At 65.1% G+C, this 25,872-nt stretch carries 25 protein-coding genes and 1 pseudogene; 17 read left to right on the top strand and 9 right to left on the bottom strand.

All coding sequences use genetic code 11. The features are described 5' to 3' along the window. Positions 1–83: 83 nt before the first annotated feature. Entirely contained in the window at positions 84–1,298 is a 1,215-nt protein-coding gene (locus BBA01S_RS12770; RefSeq protein ID WP_027816787.1) for an SAM-dependent methyltransferase, read from the bottom strand. Between the two features lie 245 nt (positions 1,299–1,543). Then, on the bottom strand, positions 1,544–2,191 hold the full coding sequence (pdxH, locus tag BBA01S_RS12765; protein ID WP_027816786.1) for a pyridoxamine 5'-phosphate oxidase: 648 nt from the start codon (positions 2,189–2,191) through the stop codon (positions 1,544–1,546). A 181-nt stretch (positions 2,192–2,372) separates the two neighbouring features. Between pdxH and tcdA the strand changes: the two genes are divergently transcribed. The 3 genes from tcdA to BBA01S_RS12745 all read left to right on the top strand — a co-directional run bounded on the left by tcdA (position 2,373) and on the right by BBA01S_RS12745 (position 4,258). After that, positions 2,373–3,266 carry a tRNA cyclic N6-threonylcarbamoyladenosine(37) synthase TcdA gene (gene tcdA, locus BBA01S_RS12760; RefSeq protein ID WP_042296922.1) on the top strand — a complete coding sequence of 298 codons (894 nt, stop codon included), beginning with the start codon at positions 2,373–2,375 and terminating at the stop codon, positions 3,264–3,266. 204 nt (positions 3,267–3,470) lie between these two features. Then, entirely contained in the window at positions 3,471–3,905 is a 435-nt protein-coding gene (locus BBA01S_RS12750; RefSeq protein ID WP_027816784.1) for a hypothetical protein, read from the top strand. Continuing rightward, positions 3,902–4,258: a hypothetical protein gene (locus BBA01S_RS12745; RefSeq protein WP_027816783.1), complete on the top strand. Its 357-nt coding sequence runs from the start codon at positions 3,902–3,904 to the stop codon at positions 4,256–4,258. The genes BBA01S_RS12750 and BBA01S_RS12745 overlap by 4 nt, the downstream gene beginning before the upstream one ends. Positions 4,259–4,330: 72 nt before the next feature. Here BBA01S_RS12745 and trxA read toward each other — a convergent pair whose 3' ends face one another. Together trxA and BBA01S_RS12735 are read right to left on the bottom strand one after the other, a co-directional pair. Beyond that, positions 4,331–5,179, bottom strand: coding sequence for a thioredoxin (gene trxA, locus BBA01S_RS12740; protein WP_027816782.1), 849 nt, complete (start codon positions 5,177–5,179; stop codon positions 4,331–4,333). 111 nt (positions 5,180–5,290) lie between these two features. Then, positions 5,291–6,175, bottom strand: coding sequence for a pirin family protein (locus BBA01S_RS12735; protein WP_027816781.1), 885 nt, complete (start codon positions 6,173–6,175; stop codon positions 5,291–5,293). Positions 6,176–6,394: 219 nt separating this feature from the next. On the opposite strand from BBA01S_RS12735, the gene BBA01S_RS12730 reads away from it, so the two are divergent. Beyond that, positions 6,395–7,297, top strand: coding sequence for an EamA family transporter (locus tag BBA01S_RS12730; protein ID WP_027816780.1), 903 nt, complete (start codon positions 6,395–6,397; stop codon positions 7,295–7,297). 98 nt (positions 7,298–7,395) lie between these two features. Here the strand turns inward: BBA01S_RS12730 and BBA01S_RS12725 are convergent, their stop codons facing one another. After that, complete coding sequence (locus BBA01S_RS12725; RefSeq protein WP_027816779.1) at positions 7,396–8,943, bottom strand: N-acetylmuramoyl-L-alanine amidase; 1,548 nt, start codon at positions 8,941–8,943, stop codon at positions 7,396–7,398. Further along, on the bottom strand, positions 8,925–9,518 hold the full coding sequence (tsaE, locus tag BBA01S_RS12720; protein ID WP_027816886.1) for a tRNA (adenosine(37)-N6)-threonylcarbamoyltransferase complex ATPase subunit type 1 TsaE: 594 nt from the start codon (positions 9,516–9,518) through the stop codon (positions 8,925–8,927). The genes BBA01S_RS12725 and tsaE overlap by 19 nt, the downstream gene beginning before the upstream one ends. 101 nt (positions 9,519–9,619) lie before the next feature. On the opposite strand from tsaE, the gene queG reads away from it, so the two are divergent. From queG to BBA01S_RS12675, 9 genes and pseudogenes are all read left to right on the top strand, one after another. Beyond that, positions 9,620–10,837 carry a tRNA epoxyqueuosine(34) reductase QueG gene (gene queG, locus BBA01S_RS12715; RefSeq protein WP_027816778.1) on the top strand — a complete coding sequence of 406 codons (1,218 nt, stop codon included), beginning with the start codon at positions 9,620–9,622 and terminating at the stop codon, positions 10,835–10,837. Positions 10,838–10,925: 88 nt separating this feature from the next. Continuing rightward, positions 10,926–11,498, top strand: coding sequence for a methylated-DNA--[protein]-cysteine S-methyltransferase (locus BBA01S_RS12710; RefSeq protein ID WP_084162122.1), 573 nt, complete (start codon positions 10,926–10,928; stop codon positions 11,496–11,498). A 34-nt stretch (positions 11,499–11,532) separates the two neighbouring features. Next, a complete protein-coding gene (xerD, locus tag BBA01S_RS41060) occupies positions 11,533–12,582 on the top strand; it encodes a site-specific tyrosine recombinase XerD (RefSeq protein ID WP_084162096.1) in 1,050 nt (349 codons plus the stop codon). Positions 12,583–12,640: 58 nt separating this feature from the next. Then, complete coding sequence (ybaK, locus tag BBA01S_RS12700) at positions 12,641–13,132, top strand: Cys-tRNA(Pro) deacylase (RefSeq protein ID WP_027816776.1); 492 nt, start codon at positions 12,641–12,643, stop codon at positions 13,130–13,132. 153 nt (positions 13,133–13,285) lie between these two features. Further along, a complete protein-coding gene (gene plsY, locus BBA01S_RS12695) occupies positions 13,286–13,909 on the top strand; it encodes a glycerol-3-phosphate 1-O-acyltransferase PlsY (protein ID WP_027816775.1) in 624 nt (207 codons plus the stop codon). A 300-nt stretch (positions 13,910–14,209) separates the two neighbouring features. Continuing rightward, positions 14,210–16,009, top strand: a complete 1,800-nt coding sequence (locus tag BBA01S_RS12690; protein ID WP_027816774.1) for a methyl-accepting chemotaxis protein — start codon at positions 14,210–14,212, stop codon at positions 16,007–16,009. Between the two features lie 246 nt (positions 16,010–16,255). Then, positions 16,256–16,363, top strand: a pseudogene (locus BBA01S_RS48640) (DUF4160 domain-containing protein); the annotation flags it as partial. A gap of 146 nt (positions 16,364–16,509) precedes the next feature. Then, positions 16,510–16,956 (top strand): DUF2442 domain-containing protein, encoded by a 447-nt coding sequence (locus BBA01S_RS48075; protein WP_052391740.1) that lies wholly within the window; start codon positions 16,510–16,512, stop codon positions 16,954–16,956. 65 nt (positions 16,957–17,021) lie between these two features. Continuing rightward, positions 17,022–17,498 (top strand): SRPBCC family protein, encoded by a 477-nt coding sequence (locus BBA01S_RS12675; protein ID WP_042296918.1) that lies wholly within the window; start codon positions 17,022–17,024, stop codon positions 17,496–17,498. Between the two features lie 39 nt (positions 17,499–17,537). Here the strand turns inward: BBA01S_RS12675 and BBA01S_RS12670 are convergent, their stop codons facing one another. After that, positions 17,538–18,023: a YajQ family cyclic di-GMP-binding protein gene (locus tag BBA01S_RS12670; RefSeq protein ID WP_027816772.1), complete on the bottom strand. Its 486-nt coding sequence runs from the start codon at positions 18,021–18,023 to the stop codon at positions 17,538–17,540. A gap of 210 nt (positions 18,024–18,233) precedes the next feature. On the opposite strand from BBA01S_RS12670, the gene murB reads away from it, so the two are divergent. After that, entirely contained in the window at positions 18,234–19,289 is a 1,056-nt protein-coding gene (murB, locus tag BBA01S_RS12665) for a UDP-N-acetylmuramate dehydrogenase (RefSeq protein WP_027816771.1), read from the top strand. 63 nt (positions 19,290–19,352) lie between these two features. Here the strand turns inward: murB and BBA01S_RS12660 are convergent, their stop codons facing one another. Further along, positions 19,353–20,180: an EAL domain-containing protein gene (locus BBA01S_RS12660; RefSeq protein ID WP_027816770.1), complete on the bottom strand. Its 828-nt coding sequence runs from the start codon at positions 20,178–20,180 to the stop codon at positions 19,353–19,355. A gap of 318 nt (positions 20,181–20,498) precedes the next feature. On the opposite strand from BBA01S_RS12660, the gene hmgA reads away from it, so the two are divergent. The 3 genes from hmgA to BBA01S_RS12645 all read left to right on the top strand — a co-directional run bounded on the left by hmgA (position 20,499) and on the right by BBA01S_RS12645 (position 24,631). Further along, positions 20,499–21,863, top strand: a complete 1,365-nt coding sequence (hmgA, locus tag BBA01S_RS12655) for a homogentisate 1,2-dioxygenase (RefSeq protein WP_042296991.1) — start codon at positions 20,499–20,501, stop codon at positions 21,861–21,863. After that, on the top strand, positions 21,860–23,173 hold the full coding sequence (fahA, locus tag BBA01S_RS12650; RefSeq protein WP_027816768.1) for a fumarylacetoacetase: 1,314 nt from the start codon (positions 21,860–21,862) through the stop codon (positions 23,171–23,173). Before hmgA ends, fahA begins: the two co-directional genes overlap by 4 nt. A gap of 105 nt (positions 23,174–23,278) precedes the next feature. Beyond that, positions 23,279–24,631 carry an MFS transporter gene (locus tag BBA01S_RS12645; protein ID WP_027816767.1) on the top strand — a complete coding sequence of 451 codons (1,353 nt, stop codon included), beginning with the start codon at positions 23,279–23,281 and terminating at the stop codon, positions 24,629–24,631. 48 nt (positions 24,632–24,679) lie between these two features. On the opposite strand, the gene BBA01S_RS12640 is transcribed toward BBA01S_RS12645, so the two are convergent. Continuing rightward, positions 24,680–25,837 carry an MFS transporter gene (locus tag BBA01S_RS12640; protein WP_027816766.1) on the bottom strand — a complete coding sequence of 386 codons (1,158 nt, stop codon included), beginning with the start codon at positions 25,835–25,837 and terminating at the stop codon, positions 24,680–24,682. Positions 25,838–25,872 lie beyond the last annotated feature (35 nt).

Raw genomic sequence — 25,872 nt, 5'->3', positions numbered from 1 at the left:
GGTTTCAAAGGGGCGGGTGAGGGCCGTGGGGCGAACTGATCGAACCGGCCGCCCGCCTCACTCGCCGGGGTGCATCAGAGCGGCTACTCGTGCTTCTCGTACATGTAGCGGCGCGACCAGGGCAGCGTCGTCGCGCTGCGGCCGGCCTTGCGGCAGACGATCTGGTAAATCGACACATCGTCGTGCTCGAACGCGTAGGCGCAGCCTGCCAGATAGACGCGCCAGATGCGGAATTTCTCATCGTCGACGAGCTGTTTCGCTTCTTGCGCGCGCGCCTCGAAGTTGTCGGCCCACAGGTCGAGCGTGTGCGCATAGTGACGGCGCAGGCTCTCCACGTCAACCGCTTCCAGGCCGCCGCGCTGCGCCGCTTCAAGCGCCAGGCTGATATGCGGCAGCTCGCCGTCGGGGAACACGTAGCGGTCGATGAACTCGCCGCCGCCGAGCGCCGTCTCGCCGCTCTGCGCATCCGACGACGTGATGCCGTGGTTCATGGCGATGCCGTCGTCGGCGAGCAGCTCGCGCACTTTCGTGAAGTAGCCGGGCAGGTTCTTGCGCCCGACGTGCTCGAACATGCCCACGCTCGTGATGCGGTCGAACTGGCCCTGGACGTCGCGATAGTCCTGCAGGCGGATTTCGATGCGATCCTGCAGGCCCGCGTCCTTCACCCGCTGCGTGGCGAGATCGAACTGGTTCTGCGAAAGCGTCACGCCCACGCAGCGCGCGCCGAACTTCTGCGCCGCGCGCAGCACGAGCGCGCCCCAGCCGCAGCCGATATCGAGCAGCGTCTGGCCTTCCTTCAACTGGATCTTGGTGAGGATGTGGTCGATCTTCTTGATCTGCGCAGTGGCGAGATCCTCGTCGCCGTTCTCGAAGTACGCGCACGAATAGACCATGTTCTCGTCGAGCCAGAGCTTGTAGAACTCGTTCGAGACGTCGTAGTGATACTGGATGGCTTTTTTGTCGGTGCTTTTCGAGTGCGTGAAGTAGCGGCGCACACGCGCGAGCTTGCTGGCGCTCGTGACCGTGCTGCGCGCGAGCGAGTAGCCGATGTTGATGATGTCGGCGACCTTGCCCTCGATATCGATTTTGCCCTTCACATAGGCCTCGCCGAGATTGTCGAGGCTCGGTTCGAGCAGAAGCGGCAGCGCCGACGCGCTATTGACCTTGAGCGTGACCTGCGGCGCGGCGAAGTGGCCGAAATCGTATTGCTGGCCGCTCCACAGCACGAGCCGGGCGGGCAGGTTGGCCTTGCTACGCACTTCGTCGACCCACTGTGCGAGTTTTTTCTCCCAGAACATGCGTTTCTCTCCGTGTCGATTGAACGGCAACAGCCGAAAGACAAAAGCGAATTGCGATGCGTGATACCAGGTAACCAGGCAAAATTCAGGCAAAAACGAAGCAGGACTGCGACTGACGCGACGCTGGCCAGCTTCGAGAAGCGGACAGTGCGCTTGAATCGGGTGATGCGGGTGAGGCTACGTATTGCTGTTAAAGCAGAAAACACCGCGGCGCACCCGGCAGGCGCGCCGCTGGAACGGCAGGATCAGGGCGCGAGCCGTTCGATGTTCCACGCCGCGCCTGGCTGCGCGCTGTCACGCGTGTAGCGCAGGCGATCGTGCAGGCGCGACGGGCGGCCTTGCCAGAATTCAATGGCGCTCGGCACGAGGCGATAGCCGCCCCAATGCGGCGGGCGCGGCGGCGCGTCGCCATACTGTGCGCTGATTTCGCGCTCGCGCGCTTCGAGCTGCGCGCGGCTGTCGATCACCGTGCTCTGCTCCGATGCCCACGCGCCGATGCGCGAACCCAGCGGGCGCGACTGGAAGTAAGCGTCGCTTTCGGCATCGCTGGTTTTTTCAACGCGGCCTTCGATACGGACCTGGCGCTCCAGCTCGATCCAGTGGAACAGCAGCGCGGCGTGCGGATTGGCGCTCAGCTCGCGGCCCTTGCGGCTCTCGTAATTGGTGAAGAACACGAAGCCGCGTTCGTCCACGCCCTTGATCAGCAGGATGCGCGCGGCCGGACGGCCTTCGGCGTCCACGGTCGCGACGGTCATCGCGTTAGGTTCAGGCAGTTGCGCGTCAAGGGCCTGGGCAAACCAGGTCTGGAACTGGCGGATCGGGTCGGCGTCGACGTCGGCGGCGTCGAGCGAGCCGAGCGAATAGTTCTTGCGGAGATCGGCGAGGGAGGTCATTTTTTATGCAGACGCTTCAGTGCGGACAAGTATAACCAGAATGCGGGGCCGGATGCGGCGGGCAGGCCGGGCGCGCGGGGCCAGGTGGAGCCTGGGCCCAAGTCGGCGCGATCAGGCAAAATACGGGTCTTGCCAGGGCCGTGACAGTCTGCGATCGGTCCGCTTTCGATCGATTACCGTCATGTCCAGTACACCGCTTTCCGCTTCGACCGCCTCGTTCACACCTGCGGCCGAACCCGCCGATCTTACCGCGCCCGACGCGGCCGATGTCGCCGACCGGGCGCGCCGCTTCGGCGGCGTGGCGCGGCTTTACGGCGCACCCGCGCTTGAGGCGTTCGAGCGCGCGCATGTTGCCGTCATCGGCATTGGCGGCGTGGGCTCGTGGATCGCGGAGGCGCTCGCGCGCAGCGCGATCGGCACGCTCACGCTGATCGACCTCGACAACGTGGCCGAGAGCAACACCAACCGCCAGATCCACGCGCTCGACGGCAACTACGGCAAGCCGAAAGTCGAGGCCATGGCCGAGCGCATCAAGCTCATCAATCCGGATTGCGACGTGCGCCTCGTGGAGGATTTCGTCGAGCCGTCGAATTTCGACGCGCTGCTCGGCGGCGGCTTCGACTATGTGATCGATGCGATCGACAGCGTGCGCACCAAGACCGCGCTGATCGCCTGGTGCGTCGAGCATCGGGTGCCGCTTATCACCGTGGGTGGCGCGGGCGGGCAACTGGATCCGACGCGCATTCGCATCGACGACCTGGCGCTCACGATTCAGGATCCGCTGCTGTCCAAGGTGCGTGGGCAACTGCGCAAACACCACGGTTTTCCGCGCGGCCCAAAGGCGCGTTTCAAGGTGAGCGCCGTGTACTCGGACGAACCGCTGATCTATCCGGAAGCGGCGGTGTGCGATGTCGATACCGAGGCTGAGCACGTTACGACGTCGCCGGGTCATCACGGCCCGGTGGGGCTGAACTGCGCGGGCTTTGGTTCGAGCGTGTGCGTGACGGCGAGCTTTGGTTTCGCTGCGGCGGCGTACGTGCTGCGCACGCTGGCGCATCAGGCGAATTCGCGTTGAGAGGAGTTGGCGCGCATTACCGGCACTAACGGTTTTGCGCCGCGCAAGAAGTTTGATCTCGCAAAGCTTTTGATGCTTCGGAGTTCTGTGTTGTTCGCGAAATGGACGGTGGCGTCGTTGTAGCATCGTGCGACGCGCTGAAACTTACTTCGCAGGCGTGCGAACCTTTTGACCCGCGTTGTTGGGTTCGATCAGGCTTAAGCAATGGCACGCCATGTCTACAACTTCTTCGTCCGCGTGTTGATCTACGTGCTGCCGTTCTGGCTGGCAGGTTTTGAATACACGGTTCATCAGTCGCTGAAGGAACGCGATCCCGAAGCCTTTCTCGCGCCTGCGTTGATGCTTGGCGCTATTGCTTTGCTGATACCGCTGTGTCTCGCGCGCAAGGAGCCGCATCGACGCGAGTCGTGGTTCGTACGCTTCAAATATCGTTGCGACATCGTTTTGATTGCGCTTGCTGCGGCGCTGGCGCTATTCGGTATGCCGCTGTGGCACCATATCCTTGGCGTGTCGCTCGGCGCAACGTTCGAGGTATGGCCAACCTTGATGCTGTGTGGGTGGACCGCCGCGAAGTCGGATTCGATGGTCTATTATTTTTCCGCCGTTGGATTAAGCGAACTCAAGCGACTAACAACATGATGACGAATCTCGTGTGGAATTTTTCGCATAACTACGGCGTGCTGATTATCGCCGGTATCACTTTCTGCATTGTCCAGGCGCTCTCGTATCTGTTCCGGCGCTATGCCGCCGTGCATGAACGCCGCGCATCGGTGATTCACGTGCCGGTGGGAGCGGGGACCGACGTGATCGTACGTGAAGAGTTCGATCGTACCGTCAAGGCGCTTGTCGCAGTCATGCGCAAGCGGGAGACGGCACGCAGCAAGCTACAGGCTCAGTTCAAAGGACGCACGGGTTACGCTGCGCATCACGGCGTGCAATCGGCGGCTTACGTCGGCAGCCTGCGGCATAGCCGCAAAACACGCCCCGGCTGAACGCGATTTCCGCAGCGCCCAGAAAAAAGCCCGCTAAATTCGCGGGCTTTTTTGCTTGGTCGGCTGGGCGGATCAGTTCAGCGTCGCGCTCAACTTGCGTCGCCATTCGCTCACCAGTTGCGGCTGGTGTTCGGCTAGACCGAACACCGACAGCATGGTCTTGCGACCGATGTCGTCGCGGAACGTGCGATCGCGCTTCACGATCTCCAGCAGATGCTCCAGCGCGCCAGCGTACTTGCGGCGCGCAATCAGTGCGCTCGCCAGATCGAAGCGTGCTTCCAGGTCATCGGGATGCGCGCTCACCTGAGCCTCCAGCGCGTCGGTGGGCGGCAAGTCCGCGGCGGCGTCCAGTGCGTCCAGGCGCGTCTTCAGCGCGTTAAAGCGCGCGTCGATGCCCTGCGTGGTCTTCGGCGAAAGCAGCTCGACTTCCTTGTGCGCTTCGTCGGCGCGATTGTCGGCGAGCAGCATCTCGATCAGATCCATGCGCGCTTCGTCGAAACCCGGATCGTAGGCAAGCGCCGCTTGCAGCGCTTCATATGCGTCTTCGCGTCGGCCATCGGCGAGCGCGTCCTGCGCGGCGATGCGCGCGGCCTGGGCCGAATCGGGGATCAGGCGGTCGAGAAATTCGCGCAGCTGGCCTTCGGGCAGCACGCCGATGAACTGATCCACGGCCTGGCGATCCGCGAACGCGACGACGTGCGGAATGCTGCGCACCTGGAAGTGCGCAGCCAGTTCCTGGTTTTCGTCGACGTTGACCTTGACGAGCTTCCATTTGCCCGCGTATTCGGCCTCCAGCTTTTCGAGCATCGGGCCCAGCGTCTTGCACGGGCCGCACCACGGCGCCCAGAAGTCGACCAGCACGGGCGCAAGCGCCGATGCCTCGATCACGTCCTTTTCAAAAGTGGCCAGAGTGGTATCCATTGCGTCCTCGTTAGGAAAATTCCGTCTCGCGCGAAGATGGGGGCGAAACGCTGCGCTTCAATGCGCCGTCAGTCGCCTTCAGCGCTTCGTCGGTGCATCGTCGGTGCGTTGTCAGTGCGCGGGCTTTTTCTCGGGTAGCGGAATCCATTCCGTCTCGCCCGGCACCTGCCCCATTTTCTGGCGCGTCCAGGCGGCTTTCGCGGCTTCGATCTTTTCGCGCGAGCTGGCCACGAAATTCCATTCGATGAAGCGCTCGCCCGCGAGCTTTTCGCCGCCGAGCAGCATCACGCGCGCACCGTTCGTGCTCGAAAGCGTGACGGTTTCGCCGGGCACCAGCACGGCCATCGTGTGCTGTTCGAGCGGCGTGCCGTCGATCGACAGATCGCCTTCGACGAGATAGACGCCGCGCTCCTCGTGCTCCGCATCGAGCGCGATGGCGCTGCCCGGCGCGAAATCGGCGGCCACGTAGAGCGTGCCGGAGAACGTCTTGACGGGCGCCGTCGCGCCGAACGCGGTGCCCGCGATCACGCACATCGACACGCCGTTGCGTTCGAGCTTCGGCAGCGTCGCGGCTTCGTGGTGGAAGAACGACGGATCGGTGTCCTCGTGCTCAAGCGGCAGCGCGACCCAGGTCTGGATGCCGTGCATCGTCAGGCTGCCGTCGCGGCTTTCCTCGGGCGTGCGCTCCGAATGGACGATGCCGCGTCCCGCCGTCATCCAGTTGACGTCGCCGGGCAGGATTTTCTGATTCGAGCCGAGCGAATCGCGGTGCATCAGCGCGCCGTCATACAGGTACGTGACCGTGGCGAGGCCGATATGCGGGTGCGGACGCACATCGACGCCCGCGCCGGCCGCGAGCGTGGCCGGGCCCATGTGGTCGAAAAAGATGAACGGCCCGACGAGGCGCGCGGCCATGGCGGGCAGCACGCGACGCACGTAGAGATTGCCGATGTCGCGCTGGTGAGGCTTGAGGACCGCTTTGATCGATGAGGACATGGACGCTTCCTTGATGAACCGGACGGTACGAATGCGAATGGGGGAATGCCGCAGGCGGCGCAAGCGCTTGAACAACGCGCTGCCGCGCTGGCAGGCGCTCATTCTAACGCTCGATCTGACGGTATGCCGTTAAGCCCGTGTAAGGCCGTGCCCGACGCGGGAGCGACGCAACCGTTAAACTTACAGATTCATTTGACAGAACAATAACCGGAGCTGGAGATGTCGCCGAAGGACCTGTTGCTCGCGCTGGTCGTGGTGCTCGCGTGGGGCGTGAATTTCGTCGTGATCAAGGTGGGCCTGCATGGCGTGCCGCCCTTGCTGCTCGGCGCGCTCCGCTTCACGCTGGCGGCGTTCCCGGCGGTGCTGTTCGTGAAACGCCCGAAGCTGCCGCTGCGCTGGCTGCTCGCCTATGGCGCGACGATCTCGTTCGGCCAGTTCGCGTTCCTGTTCACGGCGATGTATGTGGGCATGCCCGCGGGTCTCGCTTCGGTCGTGCTGCAGGCGCAGGCCTTTTTCACGCTGGTGTTCGCGGCGTTTTTCCTCGGCGAGCGCTTTCGCGCGCAGAACGTCGTCGGCCTGCTGATCGCGGCGGGCGGGCTGGCGTTGATCGGCCTGCAATCGTCGGCGGGCGGCGCGAGCGCGCAGGTCATGACCGTGGCCGGCTTCGTGCTCACGCTCTGCGCGGCCTGCATGTGGGCGCTCGGCAATATCGTCACGAAGAAGGTGGGCAAGATCGACCTCGTGGGCCTCGTGGTGTGGGGGAGCCTGATCCCGCCGCTGCCGTTCTTCGTGCTCTCGTATTTCATGGAAGGGCCGCAGCGCATCGAAGCCGCGCTGACCAGCATCGGCATGGCGTCGATTGGCGCGATCGTCTATCTGGCGTTCATCGCGACGATCCTGGGCTATAGCCTCTGGAGCCGCCTGCTCTCGAAGTACCCGGCTAGCCAGGTCGCGCCATTCTCGCTGCTCGTGCCGATCGTCGGGCTGGCTTCGGCGGCGCTGCTGCTCGGCGAGCGTCTCACGGCCGCACAGGTGGGCGGCGCAGCGCTCGTGATGGCGGGGCTGATCGTGAACGTGTTCGGCGGGTGGGTGAAGCAGCGGTTTTCGCCGGTGCGTACCTGAGCGCGAACGTCGCTAGTTTCGCCAGTTGTGTAAAGAAAAACGCCGCGCAATCCTCGAAGGATGCGCGGCGTTTTTACGTACGCAGCAGCGGGGGCCGCTTACGTCATACGGTTCTTCGCCAGCGGCGGATTGGCCGCGAAATAGCGCTTGATGCCCTTGAGAATCGCGTTGGCCATCTTGTCGCGATAGGCGTCGTCGTTGAGCCTCGACTCTTCTTCCGGGTTGCTGATGAACGCCGTCTCTACGAGGATCGATGGGATGTCAGGCGCTTTGAGCACCGCGAAACCCGCCTGCTCGACCGACCCCTTATGCAGATGGTTGATCTCGCCGACTTCGTTCAGCACGAAGTTGCCATAGCGCATCGAGTCGCGGATCTGCGCGGTCGTCGACATATCGAACAGTGCGCGGTTCACGGCGGCGTCCGCCGTCTGCACGCTGATGCCGCCGATCTGGTCTGACGAGTTCTCCTTGTTCGCCATCCAGCGCGCGGCCGCGCTCGACGCACCGTGCTCCGACAACGCGAACACCGACGAGCCGCGCGCGGAAGGCGTCGTGAAAGCGTCCGCGTGGATCGATACGAACAGGTCTGCGCCCACGCGGCGCGCCTTCTGCACGCGCACGTTCAGCGGCACGAAGAAGTCGGCGTCGCGCGTCATCATCGAGCGCATGTTGGGCTGGGCGTCGATCTTTGCGCGCAGCTTCTTGGCGATATCGAGCGCGACGTGCTTTTCATACGTGCCCGCGCTGCCGATCGCGCCCGGATCTTCGCCGCCGTGACCGGGGTCGATCGCCACGGTCAGCAGGCGCGTGGTGCCGCCCTTGTTCGACTTCGGCGTGGTGAAGCCGTAGTTGTCGTCGCTCTTGTCGTCGCTTTTGTCGGCGTCGTCGTCGCGGTTCTGGGCGACGACGGGCGGCTTCGGCGCGGGCTTGGGCTTCACGATGACCGCAGGCGGCACCGGCGGCGTGGGCCGGGGCGCGCCCGACGCGTCGTTCTGCGCGTAGCGCTGGAAGAAGGCGTCGCTGTTGTCGTGCGCGGGCGGCGTGTTGGGGCCGGCGAGCGCCGAAGGCGTCGAGGGCGCGCTGTCACGCATCGCCTGGTGCGCGTCGAGCTGCTGCTGCTTGTGCTCGGTCTGCGCGAGCAGATCCATCAGCGGATCGGGCGCGACAGCCGGATACAGGTCGAACACGAGCCGGTACTTGTACGAGCCGACCGGCTGCAGCGTGAACACCTGCGGCTTGACCGTGCCCTTGAGGTCGAACACCATGCGCACGACGTGCGGCTGATATTGGCCGACGCGCACCGCCTGGATCTGCGGATCGTTCGGCGTGATCTTGGAGACGAGGTTCTTCAGCGCATCGTCGAGATCGAGGCCGTTCAGGTCGACGACGAGCCGGTCGGGGTTCTGCAGCAGCGTCTGCGTGTTGGTGAGCGGCTGATCGGATTCGATGGTGACGCGCGTGTAATCGCGCGCGGGCCACACGCGCACGCCCATCACCGAGGTCGCCCACGCGAGGCGCGGGGCGGCAAGTCCCAGCACCAGCGACGACGCGCCCGCTTTCAGGATCTGCCGGCGCCGCCAGTTGTGCGTGGCGGTGGCGGCCGACTCGATCGAGCGGAACGGTTTAATTAACATCTTTCTAGACATGCCTTTCCTGATGCGCTGTATGCGTAGGCGGTGAGCACGCGGCCTTCACCGTGCGGGCCGGGTTCGAGCTGAAACACGAGATCCGGCACGCCGAGCAGGCCACCCGCGCGTTGCGGCCATTCGACGAGACAGACCGCGCCTTGCGCGAAATACTCGCGAAAGCCGGCGTCGGCCCATTCGGCCGGGTCGCTGAATCGATACAGATCGAAGTGATAGAGCTGGAGTTCCCGGCCTGACGCGGCGGGCTGCACGGTGTAAGGCTCGACGAGCGTATAAGTGGGGCTGCGCACGCGGCCCGTATGGCCGAGCGCACGCAGCGCGGCGCGCACGAGCGAGGTCTTGCCCGCGCCCAGGTCGCCGAGCAACTGCACGTGCAGGCCCGCGAATCCGGGCGTGGACGCCTGCTCCAGGGCGTCGGTCTGGCTGGGTTCCTGAGTGCGCAGGGCGTCGAGCGCGTGCGCAAAGCGTGCGCCGAACGCATCGGTGGCGGTTTCGTCCGCGAGCTCGAAGCGGCGTTCGAGCAGAGGGGGAACGGCGGGCAAGCTCGCGTTGAGCTGTTCGGGCGTGTCGGGCATTCTCGTAAAATGGCGTGATGAACCCCTTGCTTTCCCCCTCGAACGAGGCGCGCACATTGAACGCAGCGGCCGCATCGAATCCGTCGAACGTGGCGTCAACTATGGCGTCGGGCGCCGACGCGGCTCATCGTGAGCCGTCCGCCGCGCTCGACGAGGCGGCGCTGGCCGCGCTCGCGGCGCGTATCCGTGCATGGGGGCAGGAGTTGGGGTTCGGTGCAATCGGCATCAGCGACACCGACCTGTCCCATGCCGAGGCGGGCCTTGCCGCGTGGCTCGAAGCGGGCTGCCACGGCGAAATGGATTATATGGCCAAACATGGCATGAAACGCGCGCGGCCCGCCGAGCTTGTGGCCGGTACGCGACGTGTCATCACGGCCCGCATGGCGTATTTACCGGCCTCGACGCTCGAAGGCGCGGCCGACGCGAATGCATCGGGAAAGACGCCCGAAAGTGCCTCGCAAGACTGGCGCAGCCGCGAGCACGCGCGCCTGGCCGACCCGCACGCGGCCGTCGTGTCGGTCTATGCGCGCGGCCGCGACTATCACAAGGTCATGCGCGCGCGCCTGCAGCAACTCGCCGAGCGCATCGAAGCGGAAATCGGCGCCTTCGGATTTCGCGTCTTCACGGACTCCGCGCCGGTGCTCGAAGTCGAGCTCGCGCAAAAGGCCGGCATCGGCTGGCGCGGCAAGCACACGCTGCTGCTGCAAAGCGACGCGGGTTCGCTGTTTTTCCTCGGCGAGATTTACGTCGATATCCCGCTGCCGACCGACGCCGACGATCCCGCTTCCGCCGCGCCCGAAACGCCTGGCGCGCATTGCGGCAGTTGCACGCGCTGCATCGGCGCGTGCCCGACGGGCGCGATTACCGGGCCGTATCGCGTCGATGCGCGGCGCTGCATTTCCTACCTGACGATCGAACTGAAGGGCAGCATTCCGCTGGACATGCGCGAGCCGATCGGCAATCGCGTCTATGGCTGCGACGATTGCCAGCTCGTGTGTCCGTGGAACAAGTTCGCGCAGGCTGCGCCGGTCGCCGATTTCGACGTGCGCCACGGGCTCGATCGCGCGAGTCTGGTCGAGCTGTTCGGCTGGAGCGCAGCCCAGTTCGACGAGCGCATGCAGGGCAGCGCGATCCGGCGCATTGGCTACGAAAGCTGGCTGCGCAATATCGCCGTGGGAATGGGCAATGCGCTGCGCAATCCGGCTTCGAGCGATGCGCCCGAGCGGCGCGAAGCCATCGTGGCGGCGCTGCGCGCACGGGCGCATGACGAATCGGCGATTGTGCGCGAACATGTCGAGTGGGCGCTGGAAGCGGCCTGATCCCGGCGGCCCGGATGATTCAAGGAGAGCGGCGATGATGAAAGCATCGGCATCGTATTCACTGTGGGACGACGCGGAAGATGCGGCGATGCGCGAAGCCGCGCATGTGCCTGCCGCAGCGCCGAAGCCCGCGCGCGAGCCCGCACGTGAGCCTAGCCGGCAGGCGTTGCGCAAGATCGCGCCGCGCAACTACAACGCCGTGATCGACGCGCCGTTCGGCAAGGTGGGCATCGTGACGGGCGAGGACGGCGTGCGCGACATCGTGTATTTGCCGGGCGACACGCCGGGCCTGGCGCCCAATTCAGAACTCGCGGAACGGGCCGCCGTGCAGATCGAGCGCTACCTGAACGATGCGGCCGCACCGTTCGATCTGCCGCTCGCGCCGCTCGGCACCGATTTTCAGCGCCGCGTGTGGGACGGCATCTGCTCGATCGGCCTCGGCAGCGTGCTCACCTACGGCGAACTGGCCAGACGCGTGGGCACCATCAACGCGCGCGCGGTGGGGCAGGCCTGCGGCTCGAACTACTTTCCGATCGTGATTCCGTGCCATCGCGTGGTCTCGGCGAGCGGCATCGGCGGCTTCTCGCATCATGGCGGCGATGGATTTTTCCGCGACGTGAAGCGCTGGCTGCTCGCGCACGAAGGCGTCACGATCCGATGAGCGCGCTGAAAACGCCGCGCAACACCCGAACGACATGAACGATCAGCACGAGATACACGAAGACCCCGACGAAGATTTCGCCGACGAGCACCGCGACGAGCACGACGACGCTTTTGCCGATGAACCGGCAGACGCTGCGGACGTTGCCGACGCTGCGGACGACGCGGAACTCACGCCAGCTGCGACGCAGGCGCTCGCCGCAAGCCAGCTTGGCATCGACACGTTCTGCGACGCGATGTGGCTCGAACACAATCTCTCGCGCAACACGCTCGACGCTTATCGGCGCGATCTGCGGCTCTTTGCCGAATGGCTTGCGCGCGTGCGCGAACATGGCCTCGACACCGTGCAGGAAGACGACCTGATCGCCTACAGCGCGCGCCGCAAGGACGACAAATCGACCTCGGCGAACCGGCGGCTGTCGGTGTTTCGCCGCTACTACGGCTGGGGGCTGCGCGAGCAACGCGTGAGCGCCGACCCGACCGTGCGGATCCGCTCGGCGAAACAGGCGCCGCGCTTTCCGACCACGCTCACCGAAGCCCAGGTCGAGGCGCTGCTCGGCGCGCCCGATGTCGCCACGCCGCTCGGCCTGCGCGATCGTACGATGCTCGAACTGATGTACGCGAGCGGCCTGCGCGTGACCGAACTCGTCACGCTCAAGACCGTCGAGGTCGGCCTGAACGAGGGCGTCGTGCGCGTGCTGGGCAAGGGTTCGAAGGAGCGCCTGATTCCCTTCGGCGAAGAGGCGTCGGCGTGGATCACGCGTTACCTGCGCGAATCGCGGCCCGCGCTGCTGGGCGCGCGCACGAGCGATGCGCTGTTCGTCACCGCGCGCGCCGAAGGCATGACGCGCCAGCAGTTCTGGCACATCATCAAGCGCCACGCGCTCAATGCGGGCGTGCACGCGCCGCTCTCGCCGCACACGCTGCGGCATGCATTTGCGACCCACTTGCTCAATCACGGCGCCGACCTGCGCGTGGTGCAACTGCTGCTCGGCCACAGCGATATTTCGACGACGCAGATCTACACGCACGTCGCGCGCGAACGCCTGCGCCTGCTGCACGCGAAGCATCACCCGCGCGGCTGAGGCCGGTTCACGCGCGGCCAGGCGGTATCGTCCGGCGTTGCGCATTAAAATGCGCGCCATGAGCAAATCGAAACACGTCTCCGAAACGCCCGCCACGCAGATGCTGCGCCGCGCGGGCGTCGCGTTCGGCGAGCACCCCTATGAGTACGTCGAGCACGGCGGCACGGAAGAATCCGCGCGCCAGCTTGGCGTGGACGAACATCGCGTCGTCAAGACGCTCGTGATGGAGGACGAACGCGCCAAGCCGCTGATCGTCCTGATGCACGGCGACCGCAAGGTGTCGACCAAGAACCTCGCGCGGCAGATCGGCGCAAAAAGCGTCGAGCCCTGCAAGCCGGAAGTCGCGAACCGCCATTCGGGCTATCTGGTCGGCGGAACCTCGCCGTTCGGCACGAAGAAGGCGATGCCGGTCTATGTCGAGTCGACGATCCTCGAACTCGACCAGGTCTGGCTCAACGGCGGCAAGCGCGGGTACCTGGTGAGCCTTGCGCCCGACGTGCTCACGACGCTGCTGGGCGCGAAGCCGGTGCAGTGCGCGCTGGCTGATTGACGGGATAAAACCCGAGTTCGTTCCCTGGTTTCCCTGGGTTTGCCCCGTATAGCCGGGATTGAGCGCGAAAGCCCGCGCGCGCTTCGGTAGAATGAGCGCCTTCGCGCGCGCTGCGCTTCGTTCCGCTGTTTTCCTCTCCTTCGGGTTTCGTGCATGTACAACCTGTTAGTCGCCGTCGCCGCCTATCTGATCGGCTCGGTATCGTTCGCCGTGATCGTGAGCGCCGTCATGGGTCTCGACGATCCGCGCTCCTATGGCTCCGGCAATCCGGGCGCGACCAACGTGCTGCGCAGCGGCAACAAGAAGGCCGCCATCCTCACGCTGATCGGCGACGCGTTCAAGGGCTGGCTCGCCGTGTGGCTGGCGGCACGCTTCGCGCCGCAATTCGGCCTGGGTGAAACCGCCGTGGCGCTGGCCGCGATTGCGGTGTTCCTCGGCCATCTGTATCCGGTGTTCTTCCGCTTCCAGGGCGGCAAGGGCGTGGCGACCGCTGCGGGCGTGCTGCTCGCCGTGAATCCGGTGCTCGGCGGGCTGACGCTGCTGACCTGGCTGATCGTCGCGTTCTTCACGCGCTATTCGTCGCTGGCGGCGCTGGCCGCTGCCGTGTTCGCGCCGCTCTTCGACGTGTTCATGTTCGGCGCGCACGTGATGGCGCTCGCGATCCTGGCCATGAGCGTGCTGCTGTTCTGGCGTCATCGCGCAAATATCGGCAAGCTGATGAACGGCACCGAAAGCCGCATCGGCGATAAAAAGAAAGCGGCTGCCGCGAGCAAATAAGCGCTGCTTCACGACACTCCGCCTCCCCAATAACGGCCTGCCATTCGCGCAGGCCGTTTTGTTTTTGTCTTTCGATTGGCTTGCGAATAAATGCTCGCCGGATCAAAGGCTTATCTGGCCCCATCTCGACGCGCGCATGCCCTTTTTTGCGCCGCTTCCTACCCCGATAAACCCTACTCAAGTCGCCCGCCGTGGCCGCCGTAAACGCAGGAGTCGCACACGCATCTCATGGCGAGTCATACGGTTTAGCAGTCTGATTCACGTTCATCCACACGGCGCTTTTCCATTCTTTTTCCCACCATGTTTTCCTCCATTCGCGCGCGCATCGTCGCGCTCTGCGTCGTTATCGTCGTCGCGGCGCTCGCAGCCAATACCGCGCTCGACTATTTCGTTGCGAACTCGCACAACAAGGATTCGATCGACGCGACGCTCACCGCCGTCGAGAACAGCCATGCCGAAGGCATCGGCGACTGGGTCGCGACGCATGCGCAAATGATCGAATCGCTCCAGGACGCCGTGCTGCAACCCGATCCCGTGCCGATGCTCAAGCAGATCGCGACGGCGGGCGGCTTCACCAACGTCTACGTCGGTTACGCCGACAAGACCGCGAAGTTCTCCGACGCGACCGGCATTCCGCCCGATTACGACCCGACCGGGCGCCCCTGGTACAAGCAGGCCGTGGCGGCGGGCAAGGGCGTGGTGACGCCGCCTTACGTCGATGTGGGCACCGGCAAGCTGGTGGTGGCGTTCGCCACGCCCGTGATCCGCGACGGCCAGGTCAAGGGCGTGATTTCCGGCGACGTGGCGATGGACAGCGTGATCGCCAACGTGCGCTCGATTCATCCGACGCCGGCGAGCTTCGGCATGCTGGTCGACAGCACGGGCGCAATCGTCGCGCACGACGACGCCAAGCTCACGCTCAAGCCGGTCACGGACGTTGCACCGAGCCTGTCCGGCGATAAGCTCGCCACGCTGTTCGCGGCCACCCGGCCGATGCCGGTCGACGTGAATGGCGACATCAAGCTGATGCGCGCGCAGGCGATCGCGGGCACGGACTGGCGCGTGATCGTCGCGTTCGACCGCGCCGATGCGCTGGCGGGCATGCGCTCGCTGCTGACGGTGTCGCTGATCACGCTGGTGGTGATCGCGGTGGTGGCGGCGCTGGTGGTGGGCGCGGCGACTTCGGTGTCGTTCAAGCGCCTCTCCAGCGTGCGCGATGCGATGGACGCGATCAGCGCAGGCGAGGGCGACCTCACGCAGCGCCTGCCCGTCACCGGCAACGACGAAGTCGCGCAGATCGCGCGCTCGTTCAACGGCTTCATGGACAAATTGCGCGACGTGATGCGCCATATCCGCGATGCGAGCCAGTCCGTGCGCACCGCGAGCGACGAGATCGCGGCGGGCAACGTCGACCTGTCGGGCCGCACCGAATCGGCGGCGGCGAGCCTCGAAGAAACGGCGGCCTCGATGGAGGAAATCACGGCGACGGTCGCGCAGTCGGCCAATGCGGCGCAACAGGCCGATATCACGGCGAATTCGGCGTCGACGGTGGCGTCGCGCGGCGGCGCGGTGATCAGCGACGTGGTCGATACGATGGGCGCGATCGAAAAGGCGTCGGTGAAGATCGCCGACATCATCGGCGTGATCGACGGGATCGCGTTCCAGACCAATATTCTCGCGCTCAATGCGGCGGTGGAAGCGGCGCGCGCGGGCGAGCAGGGCCGCGGCTTCGCGGTGGTCGCGGGCGAAGTGCGCAGCCTCGCGCAGCGCAGCGCGCAGGCGGCGCGCGAAATCAAGGGGCTGATCGAATCGACGGTGGCGAGCGTGAACTCGGGCTCGCAACTCGTGCGCCGCGCGGGCGAAACGATGGACGAGATCGTGGCGAACGTCTCGAACGTGACGACCATCATTTCGGAAGTGACCAACGCGGCCGGCGAACAGACGCGCGGGATTCAGGAAGTGAACCGCGCGGTGAGCCAGCTCGACGAGATGGTGCAGCAGAACGCGGCGCTGGTGGAGCAATCGACGGCGGCGGCTGCGGCGCTGCGCAGCCAGGCGGTGAATCTCGCCGATGCGGTGGGGCAGTTCAAGCTCGACTGATGAGCCCGGGAGGGCTGGCGAAAGTGGAAAAACGGCGCTGCGGCGCCGTTTTTTTTCGCTTGTTGTGGGCGGGTGGGTTGGGGCTGGCGTTGGCCGTCTGGCCGAGGTTTCAGGCGATTCGCGAATGCTTATGCTGGGCTTCGATCGCGTTTGTCTTAGGCTTTGTTCCAGCGCAAATAGAGGCTGTGGCTTTGGCGGGACGGGACGCTCCAGCAACCCCGCATTCGGTTAATTTCGAAGACCCCAATGCCGATAGTTCTTCGTATTTCAGGCGCGTGTGTGCGAATCCATTCGAATGACCATGATCCGCCCCATGTTCATGTCGAGACTTCGGACGGCAAGTGTGTTCTGGATCTCAACTGCCCGGACGGGCCGCCGGTTTTGCGCGATCGCACGCCGCTTACACCTCACGGCGTCGGGCGCTTCATTAAGGCCCTGCAACCGGAGATCGGGCACCTTTGCTGGCACTGGAAACAAATAGACTTCAGGAGATCTCAAACATGGCTCTCTTCACACGTGAGCAGTACGAAGCCGCAGGGCGCGCGGGAGAAAGAGTTCCGGTCGCGGTCGCCGCGCGCTACAACCGCACGAACCGCAAACTCGAAATCTCGTACGCGCACGGCGTAGACATCGCGGTGCCGATCATCCTGATCCAGGAGTTTCACTTCATGCCGACGTGGCCAACGCCGTCGCAACTGGCGAGAATCGAAATCTGGGGCGCGGGATCGTCGATCTACTTTCCGCGTCTGGGCGAAGCGGTCTGGGCACCGGGGCTGCTCAACGGTGCGTACGGATCGAAGATCTGGATGGAGGAGGTGACGCTCGCCACCGCGCCCCTCAGGGCGAAAGCGAGAGCCAGGATCGTGCGCGAAAAGGGTCGCCAGACGGGGCTCTTGCGCCAGAAGTCCACCACGCCGCTGGAGCTTGAACTTGAACGAAGGGCATAACGGCGCCTATGTTCAACTCGTCGATTCGCTGATTTGACGCGCGCGCGAAGCGCAAGGAGACCGCCATGAATCAGGACGCAAACCCAGCAGGCGAATCGCGCTTCGTCTACGTGACCTATATCCGCGCAACCCCCGACGAACTCTGGACGGCGCTCACGAGCCGCGCGTTCACGGCGCGTTACTGGTACGGCATGCATCACGAAAGCGACTGGCAGGCGGGCTCGCCGTGGTCGCTGCATTTCGCCGATGGTCGCGTGGCGGATTCGGGCGAGATCATGGCGGCGGACAAGCCGCATCGGCTCGTGATCCGTTGGCGCAATGTGTTCCGCCCGGCATTGAGCGAAGAGGGCGATTCCCTCTGCACGCTGGAAATCGAGGCGGTGGAGCAGGCCGTGAAGCTCACGCTCACGCATCGGATGGACTGCCCGGGCTCGAAGTTCATCGAGGCCGTCTCGGACGGCTGGCCGCGCATCCTGTCGAACCTGAAGACCCTGCTGGAGACGGGCGAGGTGTTGATGCCGCTCGTCGCGACGGGCGCCTAGTCCCGTCGCAACAGACTCACGCAGCGGCGCGCGACAAAATCAGTCGCGGAAGTTGTTGAAGTCGAGCGGCGTGTCGGTCACGTCCTTGCGCAGCATGGCGATCACGCTTTGCAGGTCGTCGCGCTTGGTGCCCGTCACGCGCACGGCGTCGCCCTGGATGCTGGCCTGCACCTTGATCTTGCTGTCCTTCACGAGGCGCACGATCTTCTTGGCGAGGTCGCCCGAGACGCCCTTCTTCACGGTGATGAGCTGCTTGACCTTGTCCCCGCCGATCTTTTCGATCTTGCCGTAGTCGAGGAAGCGCACGTCCACATTGCGCTTGGCCATTTTCGAAATCAGCACGTCCTTCACCTGGCCGAGCTTGAAATCGTCGTCGGCGAACGCGGTCAGCTCGCGTTCCTTCTGCTCGACGCGCGCATCCGAGCCCTTGAAGTCGAAGCGCGTGGAGATCTCCTTGTTGGATTGCTCGATCGCGTTCTTCACTTCGATCATGTTGGCTTCGCTGACGACGTCAAACGATGGCATTGCTTTCTCCCAAAGGTGCGAGCGCCGCGGTTGGCGTTATTGGGACGCGCCACGCACTCGCTATAATCACGGATCGCGCCATTTTACCGGCGCAGCCGTGTTTGCCCAAGGTTGCACGCCGCGTGCCGCCTGACGCCGTCAGCCTGTGCTGCACGCCTCGATTCGCATTTCTATCCCGTTTCCGTCCCGTTTCCGTCCCGATTTTTCCCGATGTCCGCTTCCCTCGCGACCGCCCATCCGTCCCCCGTCTGGTTCACCGCTGGCTATCCGCTGCGCGCGCATAACACCTTCGGCTTCGACGTGCGTGCGCGTCTGGCGTGCCGCATCGAGCACGAAGCCGATCTGGCAAACGCGCTGGGCGACCCGCGCGCGGCCGGTCTGTCTACGCTTGTGCTGGGCGGCGGCAGCAATGTCGTGCTCACGCGCGACTTCGACGGTCTCGTGCTGCTGGTCGCGCTGGCGGGCAAGCGCGTCGTGCTCGAAGACGACGACGCGTGGTACGTGGAAGCCGCCGCGGGCGAGAACTGGCACGACTTCGTGGCGTGGACGCTCGAAGCAGGCATGCCGGGCCTCGAAAACCTCGCGCTGATTCCGGGCACGGTCGGCGCCGCGCCGATCCAGAACATCGGCGCCTACGGGCTCGAAATGGCCGAGCGCTGCGCGCGCGTACGCGCGATCGAGCTCGAAACCGGCACGCCGTACGAATTCGACGCCGCCGATTGCCGCTTTGGCTATCGCGACAGCTTCTTCAAGCGCGAAGGGCGCGACCGCTTCGTGATTACCGCGGTGACGTTCCGCTTGCCGAAAGTCTGGCGCGCGAACGCCGGTTACGCCGATCTCGCGCGCGAACTCGCGCAACGCGGCCTGACCGAAGCGCGGCACGCACGCGATGTGTTCGACGCCGTGGTGGCCGTGCGCCGCGCCAAGCTGCCCGACCCGCTCGAACTGGGCAACGCGGGCAGCTTCTTCAAGAATCCGGTGATCGAGCCTGAGCAGTTCGACGCGCTCGTGCTGCGCGAGCCGCAGGTCGTCTCGTATGCGCAGGCCGATGGCCGCGTCAAGCTGGCGGCCGGCTGGCTGATCGATCAATGTGGCTGGAAGGGTCGCGCGCTGGGCGCAGCGGCGGTGCATGAACGCCAGGCGCTCGTGCTGGTCAATCGCGGCACCGCGTGCGGCACCGACATCCTCAAGCTGGCTCAGGCGATCCAGGCCGATGTGCTGGCGCGTTTCGGCGTGGAGCTGGAGCAGGAACCGATCAGCCTCTAGGCGTCCTGAAAAACGCCTGATCCGCAAAAGAACGCCGCGTCTTCACACGCGGCGTTTTGCATTTCAGGCCGCGCTGTTCTGCGCGTCGAACACCGGCCCCTGCACGAAGCGCACGTCGTACTGCTGCAATTGTTCGAACTGCTGCAGATCCATTACGCGGTTGAAAATCAGCGGAATGCGCAGCCGCGCCGCATAGCTCACCAGCGGCTTGACCATCGAGTCGCGCAGCGCCGAACTCGCATCCATCTTCACGAAATCGAGCCGCGCCATATCCGACACCGACAGGATCTGCCCGGCGTTGGGCAGGTTGCCCGCCACCTTGAATCCATAGCGCTGATAGCTCTTCGTCAGATAGCCGACGAAGGTGCGATGCGCGACCGCCGCCGCCGGCAACTCGATCACCACGCGCCCGGGATTGAGCCCGAACGACACCAGCACGTTCGAGAAGTGGCGGCCGTGATCGTATTTCACGCTCTTGAGCAGGCGCTCGTGCACGCGCAGGAACAGCAGGCCGTGCTGCTGCGAGCCCAGAAAGTTGATCGTATGCAGCGCCCGCACGCAGCGGTCGAGCGCCACGAGTTCGGGATCGTCGAGCGTGTCGGAGAACGGATCGAAGCGCGCGATCTTGCCGTCGACTTCGCGCAGCGTCACCGCCTGATAACCCAGTTCGTCGCCAAAGCGCGCCGCCGATGCGATATCGGCCGTGAGCGACTGCGCGCCGCCGTGCACGCTGATGTCGTAGATCGGCTCGTAGGCGCTGAGCATTTCCACGCCACGGCGGCGCGCGACGGCTTCGGCGCGGTGCGTGCCTGTCCCCATCGCCAGATGCTCGCCGAGAAAGGGATGGCTGGCGGAGCGGGCAACAAGCTCGGGAATGGTCGGAGCGATCATGACGCGATGAAATAAACCAGGTCGGAAAAAAGAGGCGCGCGGCCACGGGGCCGCATGACTTGATGGTAGCAGCCCAGGACGCCGCAGCATGCACTGATTGGTGATAACGATATCCGCCGGGAAGGCTTGCAAGGCTTGGGCTCGCAGCAAAACGACCGGCTCCCAGGGTTTACGTGCAATTTCACTAATCATAATCCGTTTTACTATTCGTAAATCGTACGACGTTGACGCCAAAGAAGAAGGGCGCGCGCCAGACCCGGATTCCGCAGAGAACATGGAGAGACAGTGATGAACGCACCCTTGCCCGGCCCGTCACAGATGCCGCCGACGCCCCAGACGCTGCGCGCGGGCGTTCAGGGCCATGACGGCTACCTGAGCGGCTTCGCCAACGAATTCGCAACCGAGGCGCTGCCGGGCGCGTTGCCCACCGCGCAGAACTCGCCGCAGCGCTGCGCCTATGGCCTTTACGCCGAGCAGCTCTCGGGCACGGCCTTCACCGCGCCACGCTCGCACAACCGCCGCTCTTGGCTCTATCGCATCCGGCCGGGCGCGGTGCACCAGCCGTTCACGCCGCTCGTGGTGAAAGCGGGCGGTGAGGGTGGCGCGGGCCCGCGCCTCGTCGCCGATTTCGGCGATGTGCCGCCCACGCCGCCCAACCAGTTGCGCTGGGACGCATTGCCGATGCCCACCGCGCCGACCGATTTCATCGACGGCTGGGTGACGATGGCGGGCAACGGCTCGGCGGCGTCGATGAGCGGCTGCGCGATTCATCTGTACGCGGCCAACCGCTCGATGCAGAACCGCTTCTTCTACAACACCGACGGCGAGCTGCTGATCGTCCCGCAGCAGGGGCGTCTGTCGATCGCGACGGAAATGGGCCAGCTCGACATCGAGCCATTCGAGATCGCCGTGATTCCGCGCGGCGTGCGCTTCACGGTCGCGCTGCCCGATGGCGAGGCGCGCGGCTATATCTGCGAGAACTTCGGCGCGCTGCTGCGTTTGCCGGATCTGGGCGTGATCGGCTCGAACGGCCTTGCCAACCCGCGCGATTTCCTCACGCCGGTCGCGGCCTATGAAGACCGCGAAGGCCAGTTCGAACTCGTCACCAAGCTCAACGGCCTGCTCTGGCGCGCGGACATCGGCCACTCGCCGCTCGACGTGGTGGCGTGGCACGGCAATTACGCGCCCTACAAGTACGACCTGCGCCGCTACAACACGATCGGCTCGATCAGCTACGACCATCCGGATCCGTCGATCTTCCTCGTGCTGCATTCGCCGACCGACACGCCGGGCGTCGATGCGATCGACTTCGTGATCTTCCCGCCGCGCTGGCTGGCGGCCGAGAACACCTTCCGCCCGCCCTGGTATCACCGCAACGTGGCGAGCGAGTTCATGGGCCTCGTGCACGGCGTCTACGACGCCAAGGCCGAGGGCTTCGTGCCGGGCGGCGCGAGCCTGCACAACTGCATGTCGGGCCACGGCCCCGATGCCGAGACCTTCGAGAAAGCCTCGAACGCCGATACGAGCCAGCCGCACAAGGTCGGCGACACGATGGCGTTCATGTTCGAGACCCGCACGCTGATCCGCCCGACGCGCCATGCGCTCGAAACGAGCCAGTTGCAGGCGCATTACTACGAGTGCTGGCAAGGCCTCAAGAAACACTTCAATCCGGAGCAGCAATGAACCACCCCACCACCCGTGATCTGCAGGCGACGCTCGATCCGCAGCGCAAGAGCTGGATCGACAGCGCGAACGATGCGGCCTGCGATTTTCCGATCCAGAACCTGCCGTTTGGCGTGTTCAGCACTGCGCAGGACGCGCAGGCGCGCGTGGGCGTCGCGATCGGCGACCAGGTGCTGGATCTGGCCGTGCTGCACGACGCCGGTCTGCTGCGCCTTTCCGCGGGCCAGGGCGCAAATGTCTTTGCACGCGCTGCGTTGAACGACTTCATCGCGCTTGGCCGCGACGCGTGGCGCAGCGTGCGCGTACAGCTATCGTCGTTGCTCGCGACAGAAACTGCGACGTTGCGCGACGACGCGGCTTTGCGCGCCCGCGCGTTCGTGAAGCTCGCCGACGCGAAGCTGCACCTGCCCGTGGAGATTCCCGGCTACACCGACTTCTATTCGTCGAAAGAGCACGCGACCAATGTTGGATCGATGTTTCGCGATCCGAAGAATGCGCTGCTGCCGAACTGGTCTGAAATGCCGATCGGCTACAACGGCCGGGCGTCGTCGGTGGTGGTGAGCGGCACGCCGGTACGGCGTCCTAACGGTCAGCTGAAGCTGCCAGACCAGGAGCGTCCGGTGTTCGGTGCGTGCCGCAAGCTCGATATCGAACTGGAGACGGGCTTTATCGTCGGGCGCGGCAATGCGCTGGGCGAGCCGGTCGCCTGCGAGGACGCCGAGGCGCATATCTTCGGCATGGTGCTGCTCAATGACTGGAGCGCGCGCGATATCCAGCAATGGGAATATGTGCCGCTCGGGCCGTTCAACGCGAAGACCTTTGCGACCACGATCTCGCCTTGGGTCGTGACGCTGGACGCGCTTGAGCCGTTTCGCGTCGCGCAGCCGGTGCAGGAACCGCAGCCGCTCGAATACCTGCGCCACGCGGGCCATCATGGCTTCGATATCGCGCTGGAGGTGTTGCTGCGGCCCGAAGGCGCCAGCGAGGCGACGACGATCGCGCGCACCAACTTCCGCCACATGTACTGGACGATGGCGCAGCAGCTCGCGCATCACACGGTGGCGGGCTGCAACACACGCGTGGGCGACCTGATGGGTTCGGGAACGATCTCCGGGCCGACGCCCGATTCGTTCGGCAGCCTGCTCGAACTCACCTGGAACGCGAAGCACCCGCTCGAATTGAAGACGGGCGGCACGCGCGGCTTTATCGAAGACGGCGACGAGCTGACGCTGGCTGGCTGGTGCCAGGGCGACGGCTATCGCGTGGGCTTCGGTGAGTGCGTGGGCAAGATTTTGCCCGCGGCGCGCTGAGGTCGGCGCGCATTCCGTGACTGAGACATGGCGGCCACTCTGGCCGCCATTTTCATTCCAGACGCCGCTTTGGCGATCAAATCAAAAAATATCGGAGACATTGACGTGAATTCACCCGCCCCCTCTGTCGATATTCCGGCGCTCATCGACGCCAGCAAGCTCAGCCGCTTTCAGGTCTGGATCTTCGTGCTCGTCGGCTTGACCGTCGTGATGGACGGCTTCGACGTGCAGGCGATGGGCTTTGTTGCGCCAGCCATCATCAAGGAGTGGGGCGTGCAGCGCTCGGCGCTGGGCCCGGTGTTTGGCGCAGGCCTCTTCGGCATGCTGGTCGGCTCGCTGAGCCTGAGCGTGCTCGCCGACAAGATCGGACGCCGCCCCGTCTTGCTGGGCGCCAGTCTCTTTTTCGCCGCCTGCATGCTGGCCACCGCCTGGACGACCACCATCACGCAATTGCAGGCGATTCGCTTCATTACCGGGCTGGGGCTGGGCGCGATCATGCCCAATGCGATGGCGCTAGTCGGCGAATACAGCCCCAAACGCAGCCGCGTGACGCTGATGATGCTGGTGTCGTGCGGCTTCACGCTGGGCGCGGTGCTGGGCGGCCTGCTGTCCGCGGCGATGATCCCGATGTTCGGCTGGCGCGCGGTGTTCTATCTGGGCGCGGCCATTCCGCTGGCGATGGCGGTGCTGATGTACCTGCACGTGCCGGAATCGCTGCAGTTCATGGTGCTTCAGGGCAAGCGGCGCGACCAGGTGGCGCACTATCTGCGCCAGATCGCACCGGACTTCGTGGCCGACGCCAGCACGCAATATCGCGTGCCCGAAACCGCCCACAAGGGCGCCCCCGTGGGCGAGCTGTTTCGCGAGGCCCGGGCGCTGACGACCGTGCTGCTGTGGATCGTGAATTTCATGAACCTGCTGAACCTCTACTTCCTGTCCAACTGGCTGCCGACGATTGCCGTGAGCGCGGGGATGTCGACGCAAACCGCAGTGCTGGTGGGCACGGCGCTGCAGGTCGGCGGCGTTCTGGGCACGGTGCTGATGGGGCCGCTGATCGACCGGATTGGCTTCTACAAGCTGCTCGCGCCGTCATTCGGTCTCGCGGCGATCACGATTGCGCTGATCGGGCAGCCCGGCATCGCGCTGCCGATCCTGTTCGTCCTCGTCGTCATCACGGGCTTTTGCATTGTTGGCGGTCAGCCCGCCGTCAACGCGCTGGCCGCCACCTACTATCCGACTTCGCTGCGCTCGACCGGCATCGGCTGGAGCCTGGGCGTCGGGCGCATTGGCTCGATCGTCGGCCCGGTTCTGGGCGGCGAGCTGATTCGCCGCAACTGGTCGAATAGCGACATTTTCCTGGTGGTCGCCGTGCCCGCTGCCGTGTCGGCAATCGTGCTGCTCATCATGGCGCGGGCCGGAAACAGGAAGCCGATCGAGAAGGGCGTCCTGTCACATTGATCGCACTGATCACATTGACGCCCTTCGCGACGCCTCGACGCTGAAGCGCTACGCGCGCGCGGTTCCCACGCCGCGCGAGCGCTCCCAGCGCAACGCGGCGAGAAACACCAGCGCGCAGGCGAACAGCACCCAGAGCATCGAGTCGCGCCCGGCATGCTGCATCAGCGCGCCCGTCACGATCGGGCCGCCGAAACTGGCCGCGCTCCACGAAGCGCTCACCAGCGCACTGGCGGACACCAGTGCGACGCCTTCAAACCGCTCCCCGCACGCCACGATCGCAAGCGTATAGATCGACCCCGCCGCCGCGCCGAGCACGAACAGCAGCGGCCACCGCAGCCACGGCATTTCCACCACGAACGGCAGCAACGGCAACAGCGCTACGACGATCACGCCCATGAGCGCATGCACGCGCTCGCGCCCGAGCCGATCCGCCAGCCAGCCAATCGGAAACTGCATGGTCGTATCGCCGAGCAGCACCACCGAAGCAAACAGCACCGCCTCCTCGCTGCCGATCCCATGGCCGATCGCAAACAGCGGCAGCAACGACAGCGCCAGCGTATCGAACAGCGCGAAAAACCCGGTGGCGATAATCAGCGCGGGCATTTTCGGCAGCACATGGCGCCAGCTGCCGTGCGGCTCGTGCAGGTCGGAAGTGTGGGGACTGGAGCGGATCGCGGCGAGCATCGGCAGCGCGACCAGAAAAATCGCGCCGCAGATCGCAAAACGCCACGCGGTGTAATCGGCGAGCTGGCTCACCAGCACCGGCCCCGACATCTGGAACAGCGTAAAGGTCGTCGCGTAGATGGCGACCACGCGGCCGCGATTGGAGTCGTCGGCGAGTTCGTTCACCCATGCTTCGCCGATCGTGAACAGCAGCATGAGCGCCGCGCCGCAGATCATGCGCAGCACGCCCCACAACCACAGGTTCTCGCAGCACTGCATGAGCGCGGTGGCGACGGCCACGGCCAGCACGGAGCCGACGATCACCTGCCGCGAGCCGAAGCGCGAGGCAATCCACGCGGTCATCGGCACGACGATCAGGCCGCCGAGCGCCTGGGCAGCGGTGAGCAGGCCGACTACGGTCGCGCCATAGCCGGCGTCGGTGAGGGCGAGCGCAGTAAGCGGGAGCGTCGCGCCGGAGCCGAGGCCGACCACGGCCACGCTCAGGATCAGCGCGAGGAAATCGCGGGTGAGGACGGTTTTCATCGGGCGCAATGCTACTACGCCGCTTGTTGCGACCG

Source organism: Paraburkholderia bannensis NBRC 103871 (assembly GCF_000685015.1).
Lineage (GTDB): Bacteria > Pseudomonadota > Gammaproteobacteria > Burkholderiales > Burkholderiaceae > Paraburkholderia > Paraburkholderia bannensis.
This window is presented reverse-complemented; position numbering and strand designations above follow the sequence as displayed.

Bases quoted from the DNA above. Each gene is read 5' to 3' on its own strand.
- plsY (WP_027816775.1), top strand. From the start codon at position 13,286: ATGTACAACCTGTTAGTCGCCGTCGCCGCCTATCTGATCGGCTCGGTA.
- BBA01S_RS12735 (WP_027816781.1), bottom strand. From the start codon at position 6,175: ATGTCCTCATCGATCAAAGCGGTCCTCAAGCCTCACCAGCGCGACATC.
- fahA (WP_027816768.1), top strand. From the start codon at position 21,860: ATGAACCACCCCACCACCCGTGATCTGCAGGCGACGCTCGATCCGCAG.
- xerD (WP_084162096.1), top strand. From the start codon at position 11,533: ATGAACGATCAGCACGAGATACACGAAGACCCCGACGAAGATTTCGCC.
- trxA (WP_027816782.1), bottom strand. From the start codon at position 5,179: ATGGATACCACTCTGGCCACTTTTGAAAAGGACGTGATCGAGGCATCG.
- pdxH (WP_027816786.1), bottom strand. From the start codon at position 2,191: ATGACCTCCCTCGCCGATCTCCGCAAGAACTATTCGCTCGGCTCGCTC.
- BBA01S_RS12675 (WP_042296918.1), top strand. From the start codon at position 17,022: ATGAATCAGGACGCAAACCCAGCAGGCGAATCGCGCTTCGTCTACGTG.
- murB (WP_027816771.1), top strand. From the start codon at position 18,234: ATGTCCGCTTCCCTCGCGACCGCCCATCCGTCCCCCGTCTGGTTCACC.
- queG (WP_027816778.1), top strand. From the start codon at position 9,620: ATGGCGTCGGGCGCCGACGCGGCTCATCGTGAGCCGTCCGCCGCGCTC.
- BBA01S_RS12770 (WP_027816787.1), bottom strand. From the start codon at position 1,298: ATGTTCTGGGAGAAAAAACTCGCACAGTGGGTCGACGAAGTGCGTAGC.
- BBA01S_RS12750 (WP_027816784.1), top strand. From the start codon at position 3,471: ATGGCACGCCATGTCTACAACTTCTTCGTCCGCGTGTTGATCTACGTG.
- BBA01S_RS12660 (WP_027816770.1), bottom strand. From the start codon at position 20,180: ATGATCGCTCCGACCATTCCCGAGCTTGTTGCCCGCTCCGCCAGCCAT.
- BBA01S_RS12670 (WP_027816772.1), bottom strand. From the start codon at position 18,023: ATGCCATCGTTTGACGTCGTCAGCGAAGCCAACATGATCGAAGTGAAG.
- BBA01S_RS12730 (WP_027816780.1), top strand. From the start codon at position 6,395: ATGTCGCCGAAGGACCTGTTGCTCGCGCTGGTCGTGGTGCTCGCGTGG.
- BBA01S_RS12710 (WP_084162122.1), top strand. From the start codon at position 10,926: ATGCGCGAAGCCGCGCATGTGCCTGCCGCAGCGCCGAAGCCCGCGCGC.
- BBA01S_RS12725 (WP_027816779.1), bottom strand. From the start codon at position 8,943: ATGTCTAGAAAGATGTTAATTAAACCGTTCCGCTCGATCGAGTCGGCC.
- tcdA (WP_042296922.1), top strand. From the start codon at position 2,373: ATGTCCAGTACACCGCTTTCCGCTTCGACCGCCTCGTTCACACCTGCG.
- BBA01S_RS12745 (WP_027816783.1), top strand. From the start codon at position 3,902: ATGATGACGAATCTCGTGTGGAATTTTTCGCATAACTACGGCGTGCTG.
- BBA01S_RS12640 (WP_027816766.1), bottom strand. From the start codon at position 25,837: ATGAAAACCGTCCTCACCCGCGATTTCCTCGCGCTGATCCTGAGCGTG.
- BBA01S_RS48075 (WP_052391740.1), top strand. From the start codon at position 16,510: ATGGCTCTCTTCACACGTGAGCAGTACGAAGCCGCAGGGCGCGCGGGA.
- ybaK (WP_027816776.1), top strand. From the start codon at position 12,641: ATGAGCAAATCGAAACACGTCTCCGAAACGCCCGCCACGCAGATGCTG.
- tsaE (WP_027816886.1), bottom strand. From the start codon at position 9,518: ATGCCCGACACGCCCGAACAGCTCAACGCGAGCTTGCCCGCCGTTCCC.
- BBA01S_RS12690 (WP_027816774.1), top strand. From the start codon at position 14,210: ATGTTTTCCTCCATTCGCGCGCGCATCGTCGCGCTCTGCGTCGTTATC.
- hmgA (WP_042296991.1), top strand. From the start codon at position 20,499: ATGCCGCCGACGCCCCAGACGCTGCGCGCGGGCGTTCAGGGCCATGAC.